The sequence below is a fragment of the Chryseobacterium sp. S0630 genome, from assembly GCF_024158915.1.
In the GTDB taxonomy this organism is placed as follows: domain Bacteria; phylum Bacteroidota; class Bacteroidia; order Flavobacteriales; family Weeksellaceae; genus Chryseobacterium.
The window spans coordinates 58,620-80,157 of sequence record NZ_JAMZGF010000020.1 but is presented as its reverse complement, the minus strand read 5'-3'; the positions used below and the strand labels follow the sequence as shown (position 1 = coordinate 80,157).

General features: G+C 35.4%; 17 protein-coding genes. 12 read left to right on the top strand and 5 right to left on the bottom strand.

The annotated features are described in order from the left end of the window. Window positions 1-12 precede the first annotated feature (12 nt). Complete coding sequence (locus tag NK356_RS11195; RefSeq protein ID WP_081906517.1) at window positions 13-606, top strand: hypothetical protein; 594 nt, start codon at window positions 13-15, stop codon at window positions 604-606. A 44-nt stretch (window positions 607-650) separates the two neighbouring features. Here the strand turns inward: NK356_RS11195 and NK356_RS11190 are convergent, their stop codons facing one another. Both NK356_RS11190 and NK356_RS11185 read right to left on the bottom strand, forming a co-directional pair. Then, window positions 651-881: a hypothetical protein gene (locus tag NK356_RS11190; RefSeq protein ID WP_034699037.1), complete on the bottom strand. Its 231-nt coding sequence runs from the start codon at window positions 879-881 to the stop codon at window positions 651-653. Between the two features lie 141 nt (window positions 882-1,022). Beyond that, a complete protein-coding gene (locus NK356_RS11185; RefSeq protein WP_034699040.1) occupies window positions 1,023-1,913 on the bottom strand; it encodes a DUF72 domain-containing protein in 891 nt (296 codons plus the stop codon). A 319-nt stretch (window positions 1,914-2,232) separates the two neighbouring features. Here NK356_RS11185 and NK356_RS11180 point away from each other — a divergent pair, with 319 nt between their 5' ends. Beyond that, a complete protein-coding gene (locus tag NK356_RS11180; RefSeq protein ID WP_253316992.1) occupies window positions 2,233-5,418 on the top strand; it encodes a TonB-dependent receptor in 3,186 nt (1,061 codons plus the stop codon). 487 nt (window positions 5,419-5,905) lie between these two features. On the opposite strand, the gene NK356_RS11175 is transcribed toward NK356_RS11180, so the two are convergent. The 3 genes from NK356_RS11175 to NK356_RS11165 form a co-directional block, all read right to left on the bottom strand. Next, window positions 5,906-7,564: a ribonucleoside-diphosphate reductase subunit alpha gene (locus tag NK356_RS11175; RefSeq protein ID WP_034699047.1), complete on the bottom strand. Its 1,659-nt coding sequence runs from the start codon at window positions 7,562-7,564 to the stop codon at window positions 5,906-5,908. 55 nt (window positions 7,565-7,619) lie between these two features. Next, window positions 7,620-7,910, bottom strand: coding sequence for a hypothetical protein (locus NK356_RS11170; RefSeq protein WP_253316991.1), 291 nt, complete (start codon window positions 7,908-7,910; stop codon window positions 7,620-7,622). A 108-nt stretch (window positions 7,911-8,018) separates the two neighbouring features. Next, window positions 8,019-8,993, bottom strand: coding sequence for a ribonucleotide-diphosphate reductase subunit beta (locus NK356_RS11165; protein WP_041461620.1), 975 nt, complete (start codon window positions 8,991-8,993; stop codon window positions 8,019-8,021). 422 nt (window positions 8,994-9,415) lie between these two features. On the opposite strand from NK356_RS11165, the gene NK356_RS11160 reads away from it, so the two are divergent. The 10 genes from NK356_RS11160 (at window position 9,416) to NK356_RS11115 (ending at window position 21,503) form a co-directional block, all read left to right on the top strand. Beyond that, the gene (locus tag NK356_RS11160; RefSeq protein WP_034699055.1) at window positions 9,416-10,105 is read left to right on the top strand and encodes an ABC transporter ATP-binding protein; all 690 of its coding nucleotides are present in this window, start codon (window positions 9,416-9,418) and stop codon (window positions 10,103-10,105) included. Between the two features lie 98 nt (window positions 10,106-10,203). Next, the gene (locus NK356_RS11155) at window positions 10,204-10,560 is read left to right on the top strand and encodes a four helix bundle protein (RefSeq protein ID WP_034699058.1); all 357 of its coding nucleotides are present in this window, start codon (window positions 10,204-10,206) and stop codon (window positions 10,558-10,560) included. A 130-nt stretch (window positions 10,561-10,690) separates the two neighbouring features. Beyond that, a complete protein-coding gene (locus NK356_RS11150) occupies window positions 10,691-11,920 on the top strand; it encodes an ABC transporter permease (protein ID WP_034699060.1) in 1,230 nt (409 codons plus the stop codon). A 79-nt stretch (window positions 11,921-11,999) separates the two neighbouring features. Continuing rightward, on the top strand, window positions 12,000-13,271 hold the full coding sequence (locus tag NK356_RS11145) for an ABC transporter permease (protein WP_034699063.1): 1,272 nt from the start codon (window positions 12,000-12,002) through the stop codon (window positions 13,269-13,271). 44 nt (window positions 13,272-13,315) lie between these two features. Beyond that, window positions 13,316-14,527 carry an efflux RND transporter periplasmic adaptor subunit gene (locus NK356_RS11140; RefSeq protein ID WP_034699066.1) on the top strand — a complete coding sequence of 404 codons (1,212 nt, stop codon included), beginning with the start codon at window positions 13,316-13,318 and terminating at the stop codon, window positions 14,525-14,527. Window positions 14,528-14,666: 139 nt separating this feature from the next. Further along, a complete protein-coding gene (locus NK356_RS11135; protein ID WP_253316990.1) occupies window positions 14,667-16,193 on the top strand; it encodes a glycosyltransferase family 39 protein in 1,527 nt (508 codons plus the stop codon). Between the two features lie 186 nt (window positions 16,194-16,379). Then, window positions 16,380-17,285 (top strand): NAD(P)/FAD-dependent oxidoreductase, encoded by a 906-nt coding sequence (locus NK356_RS11130; RefSeq protein WP_034699071.1) that lies wholly within the window; start codon window positions 16,380-16,382, stop codon window positions 17,283-17,285. A gap of 150 nt (window positions 17,286-17,435) precedes the next feature. Continuing rightward, a complete protein-coding gene (gene glyA, locus NK356_RS11125; protein WP_034699074.1) occupies window positions 17,436-18,701 on the top strand; it encodes a serine hydroxymethyltransferase in 1,266 nt (421 codons plus the stop codon). 57 nt (window positions 18,702-18,758) lie between these two features. After that, window positions 18,759-19,217, top strand: a complete 459-nt coding sequence (locus tag NK356_RS11120) for a regulatory protein RecX (protein WP_051934591.1) — start codon at window positions 18,759-18,761, stop codon at window positions 19,215-19,217. A 357-nt stretch (window positions 19,218-19,574) separates the two neighbouring features. Then, entirely contained in the window at window positions 19,575-21,503 is a 1,929-nt protein-coding gene (locus tag NK356_RS11115) for a nucleoside-diphosphate sugar epimerase/dehydratase (RefSeq protein ID WP_034699080.1), read from the top strand. The last annotated feature ends 35 nt before the right edge of the window (window positions 21,504-21,538 follow it).

Below are 21,538 nucleotides of genomic sequence, written 5' to 3'. Positions count from 1 at the left end.
TCTTTGTAAAATATGACACTCATTATTTTTATCATATTTCTGGCTTGCGTCCTTTCATTGGTCCTGTTTAAGGTAAAATCAGGAAGTATGGCCAAGTGGGCAAAGCTGTTTCGTATTGTAACAGTTGTTTTTTCAATTTCTGTTTTTACGTACTGGTTTATCAAGAAAAGTGCTGTGGCATTTGTTGATAATTCTGTAGGGCTTCAGGTTGTTAATAAACTTCCACAGGCATTGGATTTTTACTTAATCAAAGTAGATAAAACAGATCAAAATACCACGCTTGAACCCAAGCATATCGGGAAAATACGCCCGGAATATTACAGAATAGAATACCTGAAAATGGATAAGTCTGATGAATACTGGATTGCAGGTTATTTGGGGAAGAAAAACTTAGTCTATTTTTCTCAACATTCTGTACCCAATAAAAATATTGATCAGATTGTAGAAGTACAGAATTATATCAATCAAAGTATGAAGCTTTCTGATGCGGCCAAAAAGCAGGTAGACGCTTATAATTATGAGAATACCAAACTGGGAATCTGGATTACACTGGATTTTCTGCTTCTGTTTCTCAATCTTGTATTGCTGCTTAGAAAAAATAAATAAAAAAGGTAATGAGTTTCCAATACTCATTACCTTTTTAGTTTCTGTTAAGGATAATCCAGAATCTGCATAATCTGTTCCTTAAATTCTTCAGGACAGGCTTTGATAAGTTTATCCTTATTTTGTTTACTGATTTCTTTAGGTTCAAGCCATTCGCTCTTATTGAAATTCAAACTGTGGCTATCATATACTCTTTTTATCGTATGATTTTCATAAAAAATATATTCATCACCAAGCCAGTTGGTAGCAATACTGATTGTACAAATTTCCTTTTCCATAATTTATGTTTTAAAGCATAATGTTTAGTGAAATACATTATACTCTAATATACAATTTTTTTCGTTACGGAGAGGAGTGAATCGGGTGTAAGAAATTAACTGAATGTAGTCTATTTAATTTTATATCAACAATCCTTTGTACTAAAAAAGTGTTCCGGTACTTTCTGTTGCCATTTGCGGAATATGAATATCTGTTTTCCATTCTTCATTCATCTTTTTGATAAAATAAGCAGACAATAAAGGAGAGGCTTTTTCAATATTCTGATGTACGAAGAAGTAAATATTCTGAAGACCTTCTTTTTTCCATTGGGTAAGGTGTTTCAACCAATCATCCAGTCTTTCGTAGTCACTTTCAGCGTTGGCTCCTACATAACGGATAAATGCATTAGGAGTAGTAAGGCGCATATGAAGCATATCTCTTCTTCCGGCAGTATCTACAATGATATTGGTGATATTATGAGCTTCAAAAAGATCACAGGTTGTATTCAGAATTTCCTCATCGGTAAACCATTCCGTATTTCGAAGCTCGATGGCTAACGGAACTTCTTTAGGCCATTCTTTTACGAATTTTTCCAGCCTGTCATAATCTTTAGGCTTAAAATTATCGTGAAGCTGAAGGAAAGCCATTCCTAGTTTCTCATCAAAATTGATAATAGCAGAAGCAAAATGAGTCACAGGATCGGTCACATCAATCAGTCTTCTGAAATGGGAAACAGTATTAGTGATTTTAGGGAAGAATTTAAAATTTTCCGGAGTTTTTTCTTTCCAGGTTTTTACCTGATCTGGAGTGGGCATTCCATAGAAAGTAGCATTCAACTCGATAGAATTAAACTGAGTAGCATAATAAGTCAACTCATCCTTAGTTCCTTTAGGATAGAATCCTTTAAGGTCAGTTTTATTCCATTTGGCACATCCGATAGAAATATTTTCCAGTCCTTTTTTATTGAGAGCCAGTATTTCTTTCGTTTTAGGATGGTCTTTAGGTAATGTGAAATCTATTTTTGAAGGATCTTCTACTTGTCCGAATTTCATATCTGTAGTTTTGGGTGTTAAACAATAAACACAAATATAAACCAAAAATCTCAGAGCATTTCATGATTCCTACGGAAACTGCTTCAGCAGAAAATGATTGTAGATAGTAAAATTTTAAGAAATCAAAACGTCTTGATATACTTGAATAATAGGATGTTTTTTGGATTTAGTGTAGAAAATTTTTTAAGATTTTGACGCTCTTTCTATTAAGTTTTTTTTAAGGAAATGTTAAACATTCTGTTACGTAATGTTAATTCTATGTTACCATACTTCGTTTTTACTAGATATAATTTTACACCAAGTTTATAGCGAATAAAATATGAAGAAAAAAATCATCTGTGCTTTTGCTCTGTTATCATTTGGGTTTGCATTTTCACAGGAAACCAGCTCTAAAATTTTTGGAAGATTAAAGGGAATCTCTTCCGAAGTCACAGTAAAGGTAATACACATTCCTACCAACAGTACCTTTGAAACGAAAAGTAACAGCAAAGGACAGTTCAGTTTAGATAATCTTCAGCCGGGAGGACCTTACAAAATTGAAATTTCTGACGGATCACAGGTTATCTATGAAAACCCGAATCTACAGCTTTCTTTAGGAAATAATGACCTACCTGTAGTAGAAGCAGGCAGCAGAGAAAAAACAATTGATGAGGTAAAAATTACTTCCAAAAAAACTACAGCAAAATACGGAGTGGGAATCAGTCAGGCTCAGATTTCCGGTCTTCCGAATATCAACCGTGGAATTCAGGATGTAACCAAACTGGTTCCTCAGAGTGCTAACAACTCATTCAACGGAACCAATTTTCGTTATAATAACGTAACGATTGACGGGTCTATCAATAATGATGCTATTGGCTTCAGTCCTTCACTGGGAGGGCAGACCGGAACTTCAGGAATGCCGGGAAGCAGTACACGTTCCAATTCAATAAGTCTGGATGCTATTCAGGATGTACAGGTGTATATTGCACCTTATGATGTGAAATTGGGGAATTTCCTTGGAGGAAGTATTAATGCGGTAACCCGAAGTGGGAGTAATGATGTGACAGGATCCATTTATGCATATGGAAGAAATGCGGCCATTACGGGAAGAAACAGAGTAGGGGATAATTCTAAAATGCCGAGTGATTTTGAAGATTTTATCTATGGAGGAAGAGTAGGATTGCCGGTGGTTAGAGATAAGGTGTTTCTGTTTACCAATTTAGAATATACCAAAAGAACAGATCCTGTTTTCTATAACGCCAACGATCCGGGAGCACTGGTGAACGAACAGGTTGCTCAGCAGATTTCAGATTTTGTACGAAATAAATATGGATTCAATGTAGGAAGTTTTAACCAGTACAATAACTTCTCTGAAAGTTCTAAACTTTTCAATAAGTTAGATTGGAAAATTAATGATAAACATACTTTATCCATTAAAAACAATACGGTATTTTCACAGGCATCCAACCTGGAAAGAGATGGAGCTAATTTCAGATTTTCCAGCATGGATTTTATTCAGAAAAATACAGCGTCTACCACTACACTTGAGCTGAAAAGCCGTTTTAATGATAAGTGGAGCAACAATTTAGTGGTTGGATATTCTTCTATTCATGATTACAGAGATCCTACTTCTGGTAATGCGATGTTTCCACAAGTGGAAATTGCTTACAACGGAGGAACAATCTTGCTGGGAAATGACAGAGAGGCTACTGTTTTCAATATGAAGCAGAAAACTTTTGAAATCACAGATAATCTTACTTATAAAAAAGGAAATCATACCTTTTTACTCGGAACTCACAATGAGCTATACAATATTGATTATGGTTTTGTAAATGCTTTGAACGGAAGAATTTCCTATAAAAACTTAACTGATTTTTATAATGGAACACCTGCAAGGATAAGAGGTACTTACCATTTCAACGGAGACAGCAGAGATACCCTTTTTGATAATCCTTATGCACAATATAAAGTAAATCTGCTTTCTATGTATCTTCAGGATGAAATCAACTGGGGAAGAGTGAGACTTTCACCGGGTGTAAGAGTAGATTATACAGATTTACCAAATAAACCACAGTTAAGCCCATTGGTAACCAGTTCTCCTCAGGATCCAAATGCTGGAAATACCTACAATTATACTCCATTGAGCCAGCTTACCAACAACTACCTGAATAAGCCAACATTCTCCCCAAGACTTGGATTTACGATTGATCTTACAGAAAACAGATCTATGGTACTCCGAGGAGGATCAGGGATTTTTGTGGGAAGAATTCCTTTCGCGTGGTTAGGATATGCTTATTATAATGATGGTGTAGGTTTTGGAAGTTATGATTATAATGCACCGACACCAGCACAGCTTGCCGCCAACGGAGATCCTTTGAACAGTGCCAATTTCCCAAAATGGCAGAACTCTTCAAAAGTACAGGTAGACCTTATTGATAATAATTTTAAAATGCCAAGAGTGTGGAGAAGTTCATTAGCTTTCGATTATACTTTAGCAGGATATAAATTAACCTTAGAAGGAATCTATACAAAAGTACTTTATGATCTGAAATTCCAGCAGGTGAACAAGACGGATAACGTGACTTATTACAGCTATGATACAAACCATGAAATGCCGATCTATACCACAAATATCAACAGTAACTTTTCTAACGCCTATCTTTTATCCAATACCAAAGAAGGATATCGTTATAACCTGACGGCACAGCTTTCAAAGTCGTATGATTTCGGATTTAATTTCTTTGTAGCCTATACTTACGGAGATGCTAAAGATATCACCAATGGTATCAGAAATTCTATGGAAAGTAACTGGCAGATGAACCAGTCTCTTACGCCTAATGATCCGAAACTGACCACCTCCAATTTCGCTATCAAAAATAGAGTGGTAGCCAATCTTGGATATGCCTTTAATATTTCTGATATGAACAGGTTATCCACCAATGTATATTTCAATGCACAATCTGGAAACCCTTTTTCATGGGGATTTGTAAACAGTACAATTGCCAATACAGGACAGGCCGCAGGACTTGCCTATATCTTTAAAGATGCAGCAGAAGCTTCCAAATATATCGTTCCTATAAAAGATGCTGCTGGAAATATATTGGTAACTGCTCAGCAGCAGATTGCAGACTACGAAAATTTTGTCAACAGTAATGACTATCTGAAATCCAGACGAGGCAAATTCACAGAAAGAAACGGAGATGTTACCCCTTGGAATATTCAGGCAGATATCAGAATCATGGATGAAATCAGGCTAAGCAAGAAATCCAAGAATAATATACAGGTCTCATTAAGTATCATCAATTTTACCAACCTGTTGAACAAAGATTGGGGTAAAGTATATTTTGTACCTAATACTTTCAACTCAACAGCAAGTGTAGGATTAACAAAGGTTGGAAATGTAGCGACAGGACAGCCCTCTGCGGGAGATCCTACCTATAATTTTAAAACTCCGGGACTGCCTTACACCATTGACCAGTTTGCGTCAAGATTTCAGGCTCAGTTGGGAGTTCGATATAATTTTTAATTACGCTTTTACATTTTACTTCATATAATTCTTTTTCAAAGGTCCGGAAAGAAAATCCGAACCTTTTTTTGTAAATTATAAATTATAAATTATGAATGATGAATGATGAATGATGAATGATGAATGATGAATGATGAATTTTACCAATAAAAGACGTACATTTTTATGCTTACTAAATCATTTTAAATACACGCAATCATCTGTGAAAATCTGTGTAATCTTCGGGAAATACTCAAAATAATTATATACAAGCTGTAATTATTCAATAGGAACGGGCTTCAGCCCGTTTTCATAAAACAAATCCTCCGTCGGCTTTAGCCAAAACCTATCAATACGAGGAGCTGAAGTGAAATTTTTTCAATTTTTAACCAATCATCCGTGAGAATCTGCGCAATCTGTGGGAAACTAAACTATCAAGGCCTATGAAAACGACAAAAGCACACCTCTCGGCATGCTTTTGTAAATATAGCGTGTTTATTACTTGGTCCTATGCCTCGCAGCTTGAACATGATACGAAGTTAACCATCATTTCTTTTGAAACAGATGAACTTCTTTGGTAGTAAAGGGTTTTTACTCCTTTCTTCCAAGCTTCAATATAAAGGTAGTTAACATCTTTTACAGGCATTGTAGAAGGAATCTGAAGATTCAGTGACTGTGCCTGGTCAATGTACTGCTGTCTTTGTGCTGCCTGAGAAATAATCTCCATTGGAGAAATTTCTTTGAACGTTTTGAATACTGCCTTTTCTTCAGGAGTAAGCTCGTTCAGGTGCTGTACCGATCCATGGTTGAGCATGATTGTTCTCCACGTTTCTTCGTTATCCAGTCCTTTTTCTTTCAATAGTTGTGCAAGGTATTTGTTCTTACGCATAAAGTTTCCTTTCGCAAGACCTGCTTTATAATAGTTAGAAGAGAAAGGCTCAATTCCAGGAGAAGTCTGTCCTAAGATTGCAGAACTTGAAGTGGTAGGAGCAATAGCCATTGTTGTGGTATTTCTCAATCCGTATCCTTTCAATACTTCTGGTTCTCCATAGATGTTGGCAAGTTCTCTTGAAGCCTGCTCAGCCTGATCTTTGATATGTCTGAATGCTCTTGCGTTGAACTGAGTCGCCTCAAAGCTTTCAAACGGAATCATATTTTTCTGTAGATAAGAGTGGTATCCTAAAACTCCTAATCCAAGAGCTCTGTGACGCATTGCAAAGTTTCTTGCTCCCTGCAGGTAGTAGTTACCATCAGTTTTGTCAATAAACTCAGATAATACAGCATCAAGGAAGTATACTGCTAATTTTACTGCATCTGTATCTTTCCATTCATCGTATAATTCAAGGTTCATGGAAGACAGACAGCAGATGAAAGACTCTTCCATTGTAGAAGGAAGCATGATTTCAGAACAAAGGTTACTTGCATTCACCGTCATTCCTAAGTCTTTATAAACCTGAGGTTTGTTTCTGTTTACGTTGTCTGTGAAGAAAATATAAGGAAGACCTTTTTGCTGGCGGCTTTCCAATACTCTTGCCCAAACTTTACGTTTTTCCATATCACCGTCAATCATATCCTGCATCCAGTAATCTGGTACACATACTCCGGTAAACAGGTTCTGAATCGGGCTACCGATATCTTTAATGGATAAAAATTCTTCAATATCTCCGTGGTCAATATCTAAGTAAGCAGCAAAGGCACCTCTTCTTACTCCTCCCTGAGAAACAACATCCATAGCAGTATCGAAAAGCTTCATGAACGAAACTGCTCCTGAAGATTTTCCGTTATCTGTTACAGCTGTTCCTCTGTTTCTCAATTCTCCAAAATATCCTGAAGTACCACCTCCGATTTTAGTCTGCATGATGACTTCACCCATTTTGTGAGTAATTCCTTCAATGCTGTCCGGAATGTGAACGTTGAAACATGAGATAGGAAGACCTCTTTCTGTTCCCATATTAGCCCATACAGGAGAAGAGAAGCTGATCCATCCTTTCGTGATCATTTCTTTGAATGCCGGTTGAAGTTCAGGTTTGTATAACCTTTTTGCAGCAGCAGTGGTAATTCTGTCGATAGCTCCGTCTACCGTTTCACCTTTCAACAGATATCCTCTGTTTAGCATTTGCTCAGACTCTTCATTGAGCCACCATATATTTGAATTTTGCTCTTCCATAGATGTTATATTTTCGAATTCCGGAATGAGAGAATCACTCCGGAATTTTGTTTTTTTATATTATTGATTGTAAAATTTCTACTTTGTGGGAACCGTTCAGCCCGCTTTCGTCTCTTAATCTTTGAAATTCTTTAAAAGACGGAACATTCAAAACCTCATGCTGAACTTCTTCATTGATGTAGTTTGAATAATGTACAAAAGTAACACCATCTTCCTTTACAAAAACTTTATATTCAAAGGTGGAAGGATCTAAATTTTTGAACTCTTCCAGAAACTTTTGGATATTCGTTTTATTATTTGGAACAAATTCGGGGTTTACCGTATAGGTTACTATTACATTGATCATTTCTTTTGTATTTGTGCTTTATTCATGAACAACAATTCCACATATTAATCAGAAAAGGGTAATCCTGATACTGATTGCTTTGACGCTCGCTTCGCTCGCGCCTCAGTATTAAAACAAATCGTTTGCTGTAATACTCTTGTCGTGCTTCGTATAGTCTACAGGTCTTTTTGCAAAGAAATCATCTAATGAATTGGCGAAAACTTCTTCCTCGAACCATACCATTGGTCTGTATTGCTCAGGAGTAATGTTGTATCTTGTTTTCATGTTGATTTTCTTCAAGCTGTCATCTACACGGTATTTCATGAAGTTGAGAAGATCTTCTTTAGAAACGTTGTCAATTTCTCCCAGTTCAAAGATCCAGCTAAGGATGTCTCCTTCTCTTGCGATAGACTCATCTACTAAAGTGTAAATGTCTTCGATATCGCTGTCTGTTAATAAGTCAGGTTGTTCCTCACGGATTTTGTTGATCAGGTAGATTCCTGCATTAGCGTGAATCTGCTCATCTACGGAAGTCCATGCGATGATATTGGAAACATTTTTCATGAAACCTTTGAATCTTGTGAAAGAAAGGATGATGGCAAACTGCGAGAAAAGAGAAACATTTTCTACTAAAATACTGAATAATAGTAAAGCAGAAACATACTCTTTAGGTGTAGCAGAATTAGCGTGCTTTAAAGCATTTCCAAGGAACTCGATTCTTCCTTTTACAGCAGGAATTTCGATCACGTTAAGGAATTCGTCATTATATCCTAATACCTCTAATAAACGGGAATATGCTTCAGAATGACGAAACTCGCATTCTGCAAAAGTAGATCCTAATCCATTGAATTCCGGCTTTGGTAGGTGGTTGTATAAATTCCCCCAGAATGTCTTTACAGACACCTCGATCTGTGCAATGGCTAACAGCGCATTTTTCACAGCATGTTTTTCATGTGGTTCCAACTGCGAATGAAAATCCTGAACATCTGCAGTAAAGTCCACTTCCGAATGTACCCAGAACGATTTGTTGATTGCCTCTACAAATTGAAGAACCTCCGGGTATTCAAATGGCTTATAACTTACTCTTTTATCAAAAATTCCCATATTAAATTTATATAATTAAATAATTTAGATCTCTGTGGATAACGTTCCGGAAATACTTAACTTTTTGTTTGTCTGTGTGTTGTAAAATAAAGTTATTCACTTTCACAAAACCATATTTCTTGTAAAGAACTAATAGCAAAGTTCGAAAAAAAGAACTGATTTTGAAAGAGGTAAATACTAATAGGCTGACTTTTAGCCTGAAAAGTTTTCCACATTTACATGAAACTGGCTCGAATAATAGGCTAGACCGCAATCTTGGGGATAAATAGATACAAATACTGAGTTACAGTTAAACGATATTTTGTAAAGTGCTATAAATAAAGGATTGTAATGTTAAACAAAAAAATATTTGAATAAATTTTTATTCTTGTAACAATTTGAAAATATCATCTACTTATTGGGTATAAAACATACATCACTTAATGTTAGTAATTCAGGATTTAAATAAGTCATACGATACAGGGAAAAGCAAACTTCATGTTCTCAAAGGAATTAATCTGAATATTTCTGAGGGGGAGTTTGTTTCTATTATGGGAAGTTCCGGTTCCGGAAAATCCACACTTCTTAATATTATTGGGATTCTGGATGAAAAAGATTCGGGAACCTATGAATTGGATGGAGTTCCTATCGAGCATTTATCTGAAGTAAAAGCTGCGGAATACAGAAGTAGGTTTCTAGGATTTATTTTCCAGTCTTTTAATCTTATCAATTATAAAACAGCTTTAGAAAATGTAGCACTTCCTCTGTACTACCAGAATGTACCGAGAAAAGAGCGAAATCAGAAAGCGATGGAATATCTGGAGAAGGTAGGATTGGCACAATGGGCGAACCATCTTCCGAGTGAACTTTCCGGAGGTCAGAAACAAAGAGTTGCTATTGCAAGAGCTTTGATTACAGACCCAAAAGTAGTACTGGCGGATGAGCCTACAGGAGCATTGGATTCCAAAACTACTCATGATATTATGAAGCTCCTTCAGGATATTAATAATGAAGGGAAAACAATCATCGTTGTAACCCACGAACCCGATGTAGCTGCACAGACTAAAAGAAATGTAGTACTGAAGGACGGAATTATTGAAAGTGATGAGTTTATTAAGCAGATTGTATTATAAGTGAATCGTGAACGGTCAATTTTGCTTCGCAAGTGAATTGATAATGAAGAGGAAAAATAATTAATAACACACACAAATGAATATGAAAAAAAATAAAAATGTTTTTAAATCTGAACCATTATAAACTTGATGTTTATCAGTCAGCCAGAGAATTAAGAATAGAATGTTATAAAATTTTATCTAAGATTCCTGATCATGAAAAGTTTAACATAATCGACCAGATAAGAAGAGCTTCTACTTCAGTGGTATTAAATATTACCGAAGGATGTTCAAGAAAATCTGAACTGGAAAGGAAAAGGTATTTTGAAATTGCCAGAGGTTCGGTTATTGAGTTGGACTCTTGTTTTGATATTGTTATAGAGTGTAATTATATTAAAATAGAGGAATTATCAAAAATTGGGAATTTAATAAAAACAGCATTTATTTTATTGAGTAAAATGTTGAAAAAAGATTAGAAATGTGAAAATTAGTCAGGTTCGTAATTAAAGTCTTGTGAAGAATAAATTGACAACAAAGTTAATTGACTTCGAAGAAAATTGAGAGCGCAGCTAATTGACTTTTTTACAAAGTAAAAAAATAAAAACTATGTTTGACCTAGATCGTTGGCAGGAAATATTCAGTTCTATCCGAAGTAATGTACTTAGGACAGTACTTTCAGGGTTTACAGTAGCCTTGGGACTGTTTATTTTCATAGTACTTTTTGGAATTGGAAAAGGACTTCAGAATGCTTTCTCTGAAGGATTTGCCGGAGATGCTAAGAACCTTATTATTATTTCAACAGGGAAAGCCACTTTAGCGTATAAGGGATTACAGTCTGATAGAAATGTTACAATGAATAACTCAGACTATGATTTTTTGATTAATGCAGATAAGAAAAAAGCGGGTCCTTCAAGTCCCAGGTATAGTGCCAGTTTAATGGTGAAATATGGGAAAGAAAGTGGTCTTTATCAGATCAATGGTGCTGAGCCGGGGGAACAGGTTATTGAAAATAGAAAAATTATTGATGGTCGCTATCTGACCTCTATGGATTTAACAAGGAAATTAAATGTTGCCGTAATCGGAAGAATGGTTCAGCGGGATTTGATCAAAAATGGAAATCCTATTGGAAAAGAGCTGGATATTAATGGAACGATGTACAAAGTGATCGGAGTCTTTTCGGATGATGGAGGAGACAGAGATGAAAGACATATTACAGTTCCTATTACCACTTTACAGCAGATGAAAAAAGGTTCTGATACGGTAAATATAGCATATATCACTTATGATGAAAAGCTGACTCCGGATCAGGCCATAAAATATGGTGATGAGTTACAGGATAAATTGAAATCCAGAAAAAATGTTTCTCCTGATGATGAAAATGGAGTTCGTGTATGGAATAATGCTAAAAACATGAATGATACATTTATGTTTATGGCAGTTCTTACCGCTATTGTTGGATTCATTGGTCTGGGGACATTGCTGGCGGGAATTATCGGGATCAGTAATATCATGGTGTACATCGTGAAAGAAAGAACCAAAGAAATCGGAGTCCGAAAAGCTATTGGCGCAAAGCCAAGCGGAATCGTAGGTCTGATTGTTCAGGAAAGCGTTGTGATTACAGTAGTATCCGGACTTGTAGGAGTAGGAATAGGTGTTTTGACATTAAGTCTTATTGGAGATAGTCTTGAAGAATTCTTCATTAAAAGCCCAAGTGTAGGATGGGGATCTATTATTATGGCATTTATTGCACTGATTTTTTCCGGATTGATCGCTGGATTTGTGCCTGCATACAGAGCTTCAAGAATCAAACCTATTGAAGCATTAAGAACAGAATAACAGATAAATAAGCTCAAAGGCAAATCAATCAGTTTGACGGAATTCATAACTCATAATTTATAACTCATAATTCAAAAAGGTGAATATCATATTTAAAAAAGATACTTGGCAGGAAATTTATTATTCATTGAGGAATAATAAACTCCGAACATTTCTTACCATGATTGGTGTAGGATGGGGAATGTTTTTGTATGTAAGCCTTCTTGGAGCCGCAAAAGGAATGGAGAATGGTTTTGATAAATTATTTTCCGGTTTTGCTACCAATTCAATCTTCTTGTGGGCACAGAAAACGTCTATTCCATATGAAGGATTTCCTAAAGGAAGAGAAGTTCATCTGAACTTAACCGATATGGATATGTTGAAAAGAAAAGTAACTGCCATAGATTATATTTCACCCCAAAATGCCAGAGGAAGTTTTACCGGAACACCGGGAGAAGCCATGTCAAGAAATGGAAAAAATGGTACTTATTCGCTTACCGGAGATTACGCTGTAGGAAATAAGATTTCAGAAAAGAAACTGATCTTCGGGCGCTACATCAATGATGCCGATGTTTCGGGGAATAAAAATGTAGTAGTTATTGGAGAAGAAATTTATAAAAACTTCTTTGATTCCAAGAAAAAAGAAAATCCAATAGGGAAATCAATCAATATTAAAGGTCTCTTCTTTAATGTCATCGGAGTTTTCCGTGTGAAAAAAGGAGGTGGCTTTGAAAATGATCAGACCGCTTTCATTCCACTTTCCACTTACACGAAAATGTATAATGCAGGAGACCAGATAGACCTGTTTGCTATTGTAAGCAAGCCTAATGCTAACGTTAATTCCGTGGAAGAAGAGGTGAAACAGGTTTTAAAAACCAAGAATAAAGTTTCTCCTGAAGATACTAATGCTTTCGGAAGCTTCAATCTTGGAAAAGAGTTTAAAAAACTGACCGGTTTTCTTACAGGAATGCAGCTGCTGACCATCATTGTTGGTACACTGACTATTCTTGCAGGAGTAATCGCTATTTCAAATATCCTTTTGATTACGGTAAAAGAGAGAACCAAAGAAATCGGAATCAGAAGAGCATTGGGAGCAAAGCCTGCTGAAGTAAGAAATCAGATTTTGCTGGAAAGTGTTGTGATTACACTCTCCTCAGGATTAATAGGTTTTATGTCTGGAATTTTTGTACTCATGATTCTCAATGCGGCTACCCAGGGTCAGGATTCATTTCCTTTTTATAACCCGACCGTTAACTATGGAAACGTATTTGCAGCGATGGCGGTAATGGTGGTTTTAGGATTGATAATCGGGATGATTCCTGCGCAGAGAGCGGTAAAGATCAGACCTATTGAAGCATTAAGAACAGAATAATTAATTTTCACATCATTCAATTTAATAAAAAATAAACTATACATATGAAAAAGAAATTCACCTGGAAAAAAGCCATTTATATAGTCTTGGGGCTTTTATTTGCAGTGGCATTGTTCTCAGGGCTTGGCTATTTTATCAAATCAAACTCCAAAGAAAGTGAGGCTTTCCTTACCCGCAAACCTACTATCCAGAATATGGATGATAAAGTAATGGCTACAGGGAAAATTGTTCCAAAAGAAGAAATTGAAATCAAACCCAATATTGCAGGGATTATCGATAAGATTTTAGTAAAAGAAGGAGATAAAGTAGAAGTAGGACAGCTGATTGCTACTGTAAAAATTGTTCCAAGTATCTCCGAAGTAAACGCTGCTCAGCAGGAAGTTCAGAATGCGCAGATCCAGATCAGTAATGCTCAGATGAATGTAGGAAATATGCAAAAGCAGTTTGAAATGCAGGATAAGCTATACAAGCAAGGAGTAGCTTCTAAACAGGAGTATCTGAACTCTCAGCAGCAGTTGTACTCTCAGCAGCAGACTTTAAAAAATGCTCAACAACAATTAAATACGGCTCAAAAAAGATTACAGATCGCTAAAACAGGAGCAACCCCTGAACTTAAAGGACAAGGTCTGGCGACTACAGAAATTCGTTCCAAAGCCTCAGGTACCGTACTTGAAGTTCCTGTAAAAGCAGGAAGCCAGGTGATTGAAGCCAATAACTTTAACGCCGGAACTACAATCTGCTCAGTGGCTGATTTAAATGTTTTGATCTTTAAAGGTGAAATTGATGAAGCACAAGCCGGAAAGCTAACTGAAGGTATGGATATGAACATCGTGATCGGTGCTCTTCAAAATAAAACATTCCCTGGAAAACTGACGATGATTGCTCCAAAAGGTAAAGATAATGCAGGAACTATTAAATTTCCGGTAGAAGGAAACGTATCTAATCCTAATAATGAGTATATTAGAGCAGGTTTTTCTGCGAATGGTGAAATTGTATTGAGTTCTCAGAAAAATGCATTATTATTGGATGAATCTTTGGTTCAGTATGAAAAGAAACAAGGAAAAGACGTACCTTTCGTAGAGGCAAAACAAAAAGATGGGAAATTCAAAAAAGTATATGTGAAACTGGGAGCAAGTGACGGGATCAACGTTCAGATTCTTCCTGGATCAAATATCACAAAAGATACTGAAGTGAAAGTTTGGAACCCTTCTGATAAAGACAAAGAAGAGCTTAAAGAAAAAGCAAATAAAAAATAATAAACTACACTATACACTTTTAAACTGTGAATCCCGGAGGAATTTTTTTCTCCGGGATTCTTTTTTATTAATTAATAGCAAGATTGTAACAAAAAGTAAATTTAAAATGTCTTAATTTTAAATTCCAAACTATACCTCCATGAAAAAAGACTATTGGATTCTGTTTCTTTTTATCATTGCAAAGTTTGCACTCCAATACTCACTGATAAGCCCTGAGTATGAACTTCACAGAGATGAATACCTTCATCTTGATCAGGCTAATCATCTGGCCTGGGGGTATCTTTCCGTTCCTCCCGTTAATTCCTGGTTGGCATGGATCATTAAAATGTTGGGAAACTCTGTCTTTTGGGTTAAATTCTTTCCAGCGCTGTTCGGAGCTTTGACAATTGTAATGACATGGAAGGTTGTTGAAGAACTCAATGGAAACCTGTTTGCTAAAGTATTGGCTTCTTTAGGGCTATTATTTTCTGTACTTCTTCGGGTAAATATGTTATTCCAGCCCACATCTCTGGAGATCTTCCTTTGGTTATTTATTTACTACAGTCTGATTAAATATTTCAATTCCCAAAAAGTAAAATGGTTGTATATAGGTGCAGTCATTGTCGGAATAGGAATATTAAATAAATACAATATTGCTTTTTCATTGTTAGGGCTTATTCCTGCATTATTGCTGACAGAGCAAAGGAAGATTTTTATGCAGTCTCATGTGTATTGGGCTGCTCTTTTAGCTTTAATTATTATTTTCCCCAATCTTCTCTGGCAGTATCAGAACCAGTTTCCGGTTATTCATCATATGAAAGAACTTTCTGAAAAACAATTGGTGCATGTAGACCGATTGGGTTTTATGAAATCACAGATTTTATTTTTTGTTGGAGTTATTTTTGTGATTATTGCAGGCTGGGGAGCTTTACTGTTGTATAAACCTTTTGAAAAATTCAGGTTTTTCTTTTGGAGTTATATAATCACGATCACTCTTTTTTTGTTTTTTAAAGCGAAGGATTATTATGCAATAGGACTTTATCCGGTTTATATTGCTTTTGGGGCTGTTTTTCTTGGATATGTATTTGAAAAAGGATGGAAAAGGTTTTTAAAACCGGTCAGTATACTTATTCCAATACTTTTATTCCTTCCTCTATATAATGTAGCCTTTCCAAATAAAAGTCCTCAATATATTGAATCCCATCAGGATCAATATAAAAAACTCGGATTGCTTCGCTGGGAAGATGGAAAAGATCATCCGCTGCCACAGGATTTTGCCGATATGCAGGGGTGGAAAGAACTTGCTCAAAAAGTAGATAAAGAATATTCCAGATTATCAAAAACCGGAAATACGATGGTGTTGTGTGATAATTATGGACAGACCGGAGCGATTAATTATTATTCAAAAGCTGGAGTGACAGCTATGTCATTTCATGCAGATTATATCAATTGGATAGACTTAAGCAAAAAATATAAAAACGTGATCAGAGTTAAAGATGCCTCTGAAGCTGGGAAAGAACTTGGAGAATCCGGCTCTTTTTTTGAAGTTGCAAAATTGGAAGATTCTATTACCAACCCATACGCAAGAGAAAGAGGAACCGCAATTTTCAGTTTACAGGGAGCAAAAATAGATGTCAACAAAAGAATTCAGGACGAAATTATCGAAGTTAAAAATGAATGGAAATAGTTTTCAATAAAGTTGGAAATGATGATTTGTATACAAGAAAAGGTTAATAGATAAATATTATTGCAACTTTATTGCATTAATAAATTTTAGGCTATCTTTGCACTATCAACTATCAACTATCAACTATCAACTATCAACTATCAACTATCAACTATCAACTATCAACTATCAACTATCAATTGAGCTATGGAAAACAAAAACTTTGATGTTATCATAATAGGAGGAAGCTATTCAGGATTATCAGCAGGAATGTCTTTAGGAAGATCTTTAAGAAACGTTCTCATCATTGATAACGGAAAACCCTGCAACAGACAGACTCCGCATTCCCATAACTTTGTTACTCATGACGGGAAAACTCCTGCGGAAATTGCAAAGCTGGCAAAAGAAGATGTAGAAAAGTATGACACTGTAAGGTTTTATAACGGAACAGTCATAAAAACAGCAAAAACAGCCGAAGGTTTTGTGATTGAAACTTCATCCGGAAAAGAATTTCATACTAAGAAGCTGATCCTTGCTTCGGGAGTAAAGGATATCATGCCGGATATTCCGGGATTTGCAGAATGCTGGGGAATTTCTGTTATCCATTGCCCCTATTGTCATGGCTATGAAGTAAAAAACAAAATAACAGGTGTTCTTTCTAATGGTGATATGGCCTACGAATTTTCAAAACTGATTTATAATCTGACTAAAAACCTTACTTTGTTTACCAATGGAAAAGCTGTACTTACGGAAGAACAAATCGGAAAACTTAGTCAGAATAACATTATTCTTAACGAAGATGAAATTAAAGACATAAAACACGAAAATGGCTCTATTCAAAAAATAGTTTTCAAAAACGGAAAAGAAATTCCTTTACAGGCTTTGTATGCTAAAATTCCTTTTGAACAGAATATCAATGTATCCGATGATTTGGGATGTGAACTGACAGAACAGGGATTTATTAAAGTAGATATGATGCAGAAAACAACTGTTCCCGGAGTTTTTGCCTGTGGAGATAATGTGACCATGATGCGTTCTGTAGCCAATGCAGTTGCACAAGGAAATTTTGCCGGTGCTGTGGTGAATAAAGAACTTTCTGATGAGGAATTTTAAAAGCTTTTTGATGCATTTAAAAGAACCATAATGTAAGATTTATGGATACATCTTTTCATTTTTTAGTGTTTAAAAATCATTTTTTCAATAGAGAAATCTCGACGAAAATTCCGTACATTTGGGGTGAAAATTTCAAAAACTAAAAGTAAAATGGATATTATTTTCGACCTGATTGAAAAGGAAAGACAAAGACAAACCCATGGTTTAGAACTTATTGCATCAGAAAACTTTGTTTCTGAAAACGTGATGAAAGCAATGGGAAGTGTACTGACAAATAAATATGCTGAAGGATATCCCGGAAAAAGATATTACGGAGGATGTGAAGTAGTAGATGAGGTTGAAACTTTAGCAATCAACAGAGCTAAAGAACTTTTCGGAGTAGACTACGTGAATGTTCAGCCGCATTCCGGTTCTCAGGCGAATGCTGCCATTTATCTTGCAGTTTTGAAACCAGGTGACAAAATCATGGGGATGGATCTTTCAATGGGAGGACACCTTACTCACGGTTCTGCAGTGAATTTCTCTGGGATTCAATATAACGTAGTTTCTTACGGAGTTCAGCAGGAAACAGGTCTTATCGACTATGACCAAATGAGAGAAGTTGCATTGAGAGAAAAACCAAAAATGCTTATCGCTGGTTTCTCAGCATACTCAAGAGATTTAGATTATGCTAAATTCAGAGAAGTAGCAGACGAAGTTGGAGCTACACTTTGGGCAGATATCGCTCACCCGGCTGGTTTAGTGGCAAAAGGATTATTAAACTCTCCATTCGAGCACTGTCATGTAGTAACTACCACTACTCACAAAACTCTTAGAGGACCAAGAGGAGGTATGATCATGATGGGGAAAGACTTTGAAAATACTTACGGTCACAAAACTCCAAAAGGAGAAATCAAAATGATGAGCCAGGTACTTGACGGAGCTGTATTCCCAGGTATTCAGGGAGGACCTCTTGAGCATGTAATTGCTGGTAAAGCGGTAGCTTTCGGTGAAGCATTGGACGTACAGTTCGAAACCTATGCAAAACAGGTTAAATCTAATGCTCAGGCGTTATCAAAAGCAATGATCGACAGAGGTTTTGATATCGTAAGCGGTGGTACAGATAATCACCTGATGTTAGTAGACCTTAGAAATAAAGGAGTAAACGGTAAAGAAACTGAAAAAGCATTAGTACTTGCTGATATTACTTGTAATAAAAACATGGTTCCTTTTGATGATAAATCACCATTTACAACATCTGGTATCAGATTAGGAACTGCTGCTATTACAACCAGAGGACTTAAGGAAAATGATATGGATACTATTGCGGGATTAATTTCTGAAGTAGTAGATAATATCAAGAATGAAGAAGTTCTTGGATCTGTAAGAAAGAAAGTTAACGAATTAATGGAAGGTAAAGCTCTGTTCAATTACTAACAGACATTCCAATATCATATAAAGAATGGGCAAACTGCTCATTCTTTTTTTATTACAATGGAAAAGAAATCTTATACTTTCGACGAAATTAAACAGAAGCTTGTTAATTATTGTGTTTACCAGGACCGTTGCCATGCGGAAGTGGAACAGAAGATGAGAGAGTTTCTGCTTATTGATGAAGCAAAAGAAGAAATTATTTTATTTCTGCTGAAAGAAAATTTTCTGAACGAAGAAAGGTTTACCAGGAGCTATATCCGAGGGAAATTCTACATCAAACATTGGGGGAAGACCAAAATTAAGATCAATCTGAAACAAAAACAGATTTCAGAGAGGCTAATAAGCTCTTGTTTTGATGAGATAGATGACTCAGATTATGAAAAAACCATCAGAAAAATTTTTGATGATTATTACACCAAACAAACTGGCTTGAAAGAATATCAAAAAAAAACCAAAACTATAAAATATTTGATGAGTAAAGGTTTTGAGTATGAGAAAATAATTGATATTTTTGACTAAATATTAATAAATAAAAAAAACTTGACGTATGACTTTTAGGAAAAAAAACAATCAGTTCATTGAAAAAGATTGATATATAAAGATTTAATATTTTTTTTAAAGAAAAAACAGCTGAAATAAAAAATTTAGATAGATAAATGTCGCCTTGATAAACAGTTTCTATGGTATGATTTTTGTCTGTGGGTTTAGCTGTACCGCAATGAAATTGTTAGATTTTATAAATGTAACATCAAATTTATTTTTGATTTCAGCATATTGAAATAAATTTATTTTATTTTTGCATGATTGTATCAAAACTATCTTTGATTGGATAATTAGATATTATACCTTAATTAAATATGAACACCAATATAGACAATGTACAATTCTCTTAGAAAAACAATATTTGGAGGGGATAATGTTGTCAATCTCTCAGACGTAAGATATCTTCCTAGATGGATAATTCTTGTTATAGACATTATTATTCTGGTAATATCTTTATTTCTTTCTACTTACATTATCGCAAAAATTACAAAGCAGGAATTCATATATCATGATGATAAAAGCCTAATTTTCGCTTTTATTATTCTGGTAAATGCTGCTTTTATGTATGTCTTCAAGACCTATGCCGGGATCATCCGCCATTCTACATTTATAGATTTATTTAAACTCCTGATCTCCTGCTTTTGCACAATGCTGGCTATCGGAACTGTAAATATCTGCTATTTCTGGATTACAGGAAGTAAATTCATCCTTACTCCTTATCTGATGCTTTATTTTGTAATTTCATTTATGGGATTATTTCTTTTCAGACTCTATGTGAAGGAATTTTTCCATATTGTAAGGGAATACAGAAGAAGCGCACTGAAAAAAAGAATTTTAGTATTGGGAATTGATGAACAATCTATTGCCATTGCACGTGCTATTCTTGATAACCCGAGTTTACCTTATCAGGTAGTAGGTTTCCTGACACAAAGAACAGATTCTAAAAGAGCATCTCTGTTAGGAAAGCCCATTTATGAAAAACAAAAAATAGAAGAAAATACCAAAGAAGATCTTATTATTGATGGCGTTCTTATTGTTAAAGAAATGATGGCCAGAGATGAGATGAATTCATGGGTGAATTTATTTTTAGAGAAAGATCTTAATGTCTTTAAAGCACCATCAGTACAAAAACTGAGAGACAGCGATCTGGGTGGATCTATCAGAAATCTTCAAATTGAAGATTTGTTAAATAGAAAACCTATCAAAATTCAGAACGAAAAAGTTAAAAGCAGACATTTTGATAAAACAGTATTAGTAACCGGTGGAGCAGGATCCATAGGAAGTGAAATTGTAAGACAGGTTGCTCTTTTCAACCCTTCATTGATTGTAGTTTTAGATCAGGCAGAAACACCGCTTTATGAAATTGAACTTGAAATGAGAGATAAATTTCCTCATATTCCTTTCAAATTTGTTTTAGGAGATGTTTCCAATCATCACAGAATGGAATCTCTGTTCCAAACGTACAATTTCTCAATGGTATATCATGCAGCTGCTTATAAGCATGTACCTTTGGTAGAAGAAAATCCTCACGAAGCTATCTTTGTTAATATATTAGGTTCTAAGATTGTTGCAAAACTATCCAGCAAGTATAAAGTAAACCGTTTCGTAATGGTATCTACAGATAAAGCTGTAAATCCAACGAACGTAATGGGTGCTTCAAAGCGTGCTGCTGAGCTTTTTGTACAGTCTCTTCAGAATGTAGAAGGTAACGTTACCAAGTTTATTACAACAAGATTTGGAAATGTATTAGGATCTAACGGTTCTGTAATCCCTCATTTTAAAAAGCAAATTGAAGCTGGAGGTCCGGTAACCATTACCCATCCGGAAATTGTAAGATATTTCATGACTATTCCTGAAGCTTGTGAACTGGTTCTTCAGGCAGGAACAATGGGTGAAGGAGGTGAAATTTTTGTTTTTGATATGGGAGAACCTGTTAAAATTATTGATCTTGCCAAAAGAATGATAAAATTATCAGGATTCGAACCTAATATTGATATTAAGATCATTTATACAGGATTGAGACCTGGCGAGAAGTTATATGAAGAACTCTTGAGTGATGACGCAAAAACACTTCCTACTCATAATGATAAAATCATGATCTCCAAAGATCCTTCTATAGGATTTGCAGAAATAGATACGCTTACTAAAGAAATTACAAAAGCTTCTCTTAGAAGAGATAAAGTGGAAGTAGTAAGGATTCTTAAAACTATAGTGCCGGAATTCCGAAGCAATAATTCAATCTACGAGGCTCTTGATAAATAGACAAAATATAAATGTATATTTGCATAATTTAACAA

Excerpts from the sequence above, each read along its gene's own strand:
- NK356_RS11195 (WP_081906517.1), top strand. The coding sequence starts at position 13 with ATGACACTCATTATTTTTATCATATTTCTGGCTTGCGTCCTTTCATTG.
- NK356_RS11190 (WP_034699037.1), bottom strand. The coding sequence starts at position 881 with ATGGAAAAGGAAATTTGTACAATCAGTATTGCTACCAACTGGCTTGGT.
- NK356_RS11185 (WP_034699040.1), bottom strand. The coding sequence starts at position 1,913 with ATGAAATTCGGACAAGTAGAAGATCCTTCAAAAATAGATTTCACATTA.
- NK356_RS11180 (WP_253316992.1), top strand. The coding sequence starts at position 2,233 with ATGAAGAAAAAAATCATCTGTGCTTTTGCTCTGTTATCATTTGGGTTT.
- NK356_RS11175 (WP_034699047.1), bottom strand. The coding sequence starts at position 7,564 with ATGGAAGAGCAAAATTCAAATATATGGTGGCTCAATGAAGAGTCTGAG.
- NK356_RS11170 (WP_253316991.1), bottom strand. The coding sequence starts at position 7,910 with ATGATCAATGTAATAGTAACCTATACGGTAAACCCCGAATTTGTTCCA.
- NK356_RS11165 (WP_041461620.1), bottom strand. The coding sequence starts at position 8,993 with ATGGGAATTTTTGATAAAAGAGTAAGTTATAAGCCATTTGAATACCCG.
- NK356_RS11160 (WP_034699055.1), top strand. The coding sequence starts at position 9,416 with ATGTTAGTAATTCAGGATTTAAATAAGTCATACGATACAGGGAAAAGC.
- NK356_RS11155 (WP_034699058.1), top strand. The coding sequence starts at position 10,204 with ATGTTTTTAAATCTGAACCATTATAAACTTGATGTTTATCAGTCAGCC.
- NK356_RS11150 (WP_034699060.1), top strand. The coding sequence starts at position 10,691 with ATGTTTGACCTAGATCGTTGGCAGGAAATATTCAGTTCTATCCGAAGT.
- NK356_RS11140 (WP_034699066.1), top strand. The coding sequence starts at position 13,316 with ATGAAAAAGAAATTCACCTGGAAAAAAGCCATTTATATAGTCTTGGGG.
- NK356_RS11135 (WP_253316990.1), top strand. The coding sequence starts at position 14,667 with ATGAAAAAAGACTATTGGATTCTGTTTCTTTTTATCATTGCAAAGTTT.
- NK356_RS11130 (WP_034699071.1), top strand. The coding sequence starts at position 16,380 with ATGGAAAACAAAAACTTTGATGTTATCATAATAGGAGGAAGCTATTCA.
- glyA (WP_034699074.1), top strand. The coding sequence starts at position 17,436 with ATGGATATTATTTTCGACCTGATTGAAAAGGAAAGACAAAGACAAACC.
- NK356_RS11120 (WP_051934591.1), top strand. The coding sequence starts at position 18,759 with ATGGAAAAGAAATCTTATACTTTCGACGAAATTAAACAGAAGCTTGTT.
- NK356_RS11115 (WP_034699080.1), top strand. The coding sequence starts at position 19,575 with ATGTACAATTCTCTTAGAAAAACAATATTTGGAGGGGATAATGTTGTC.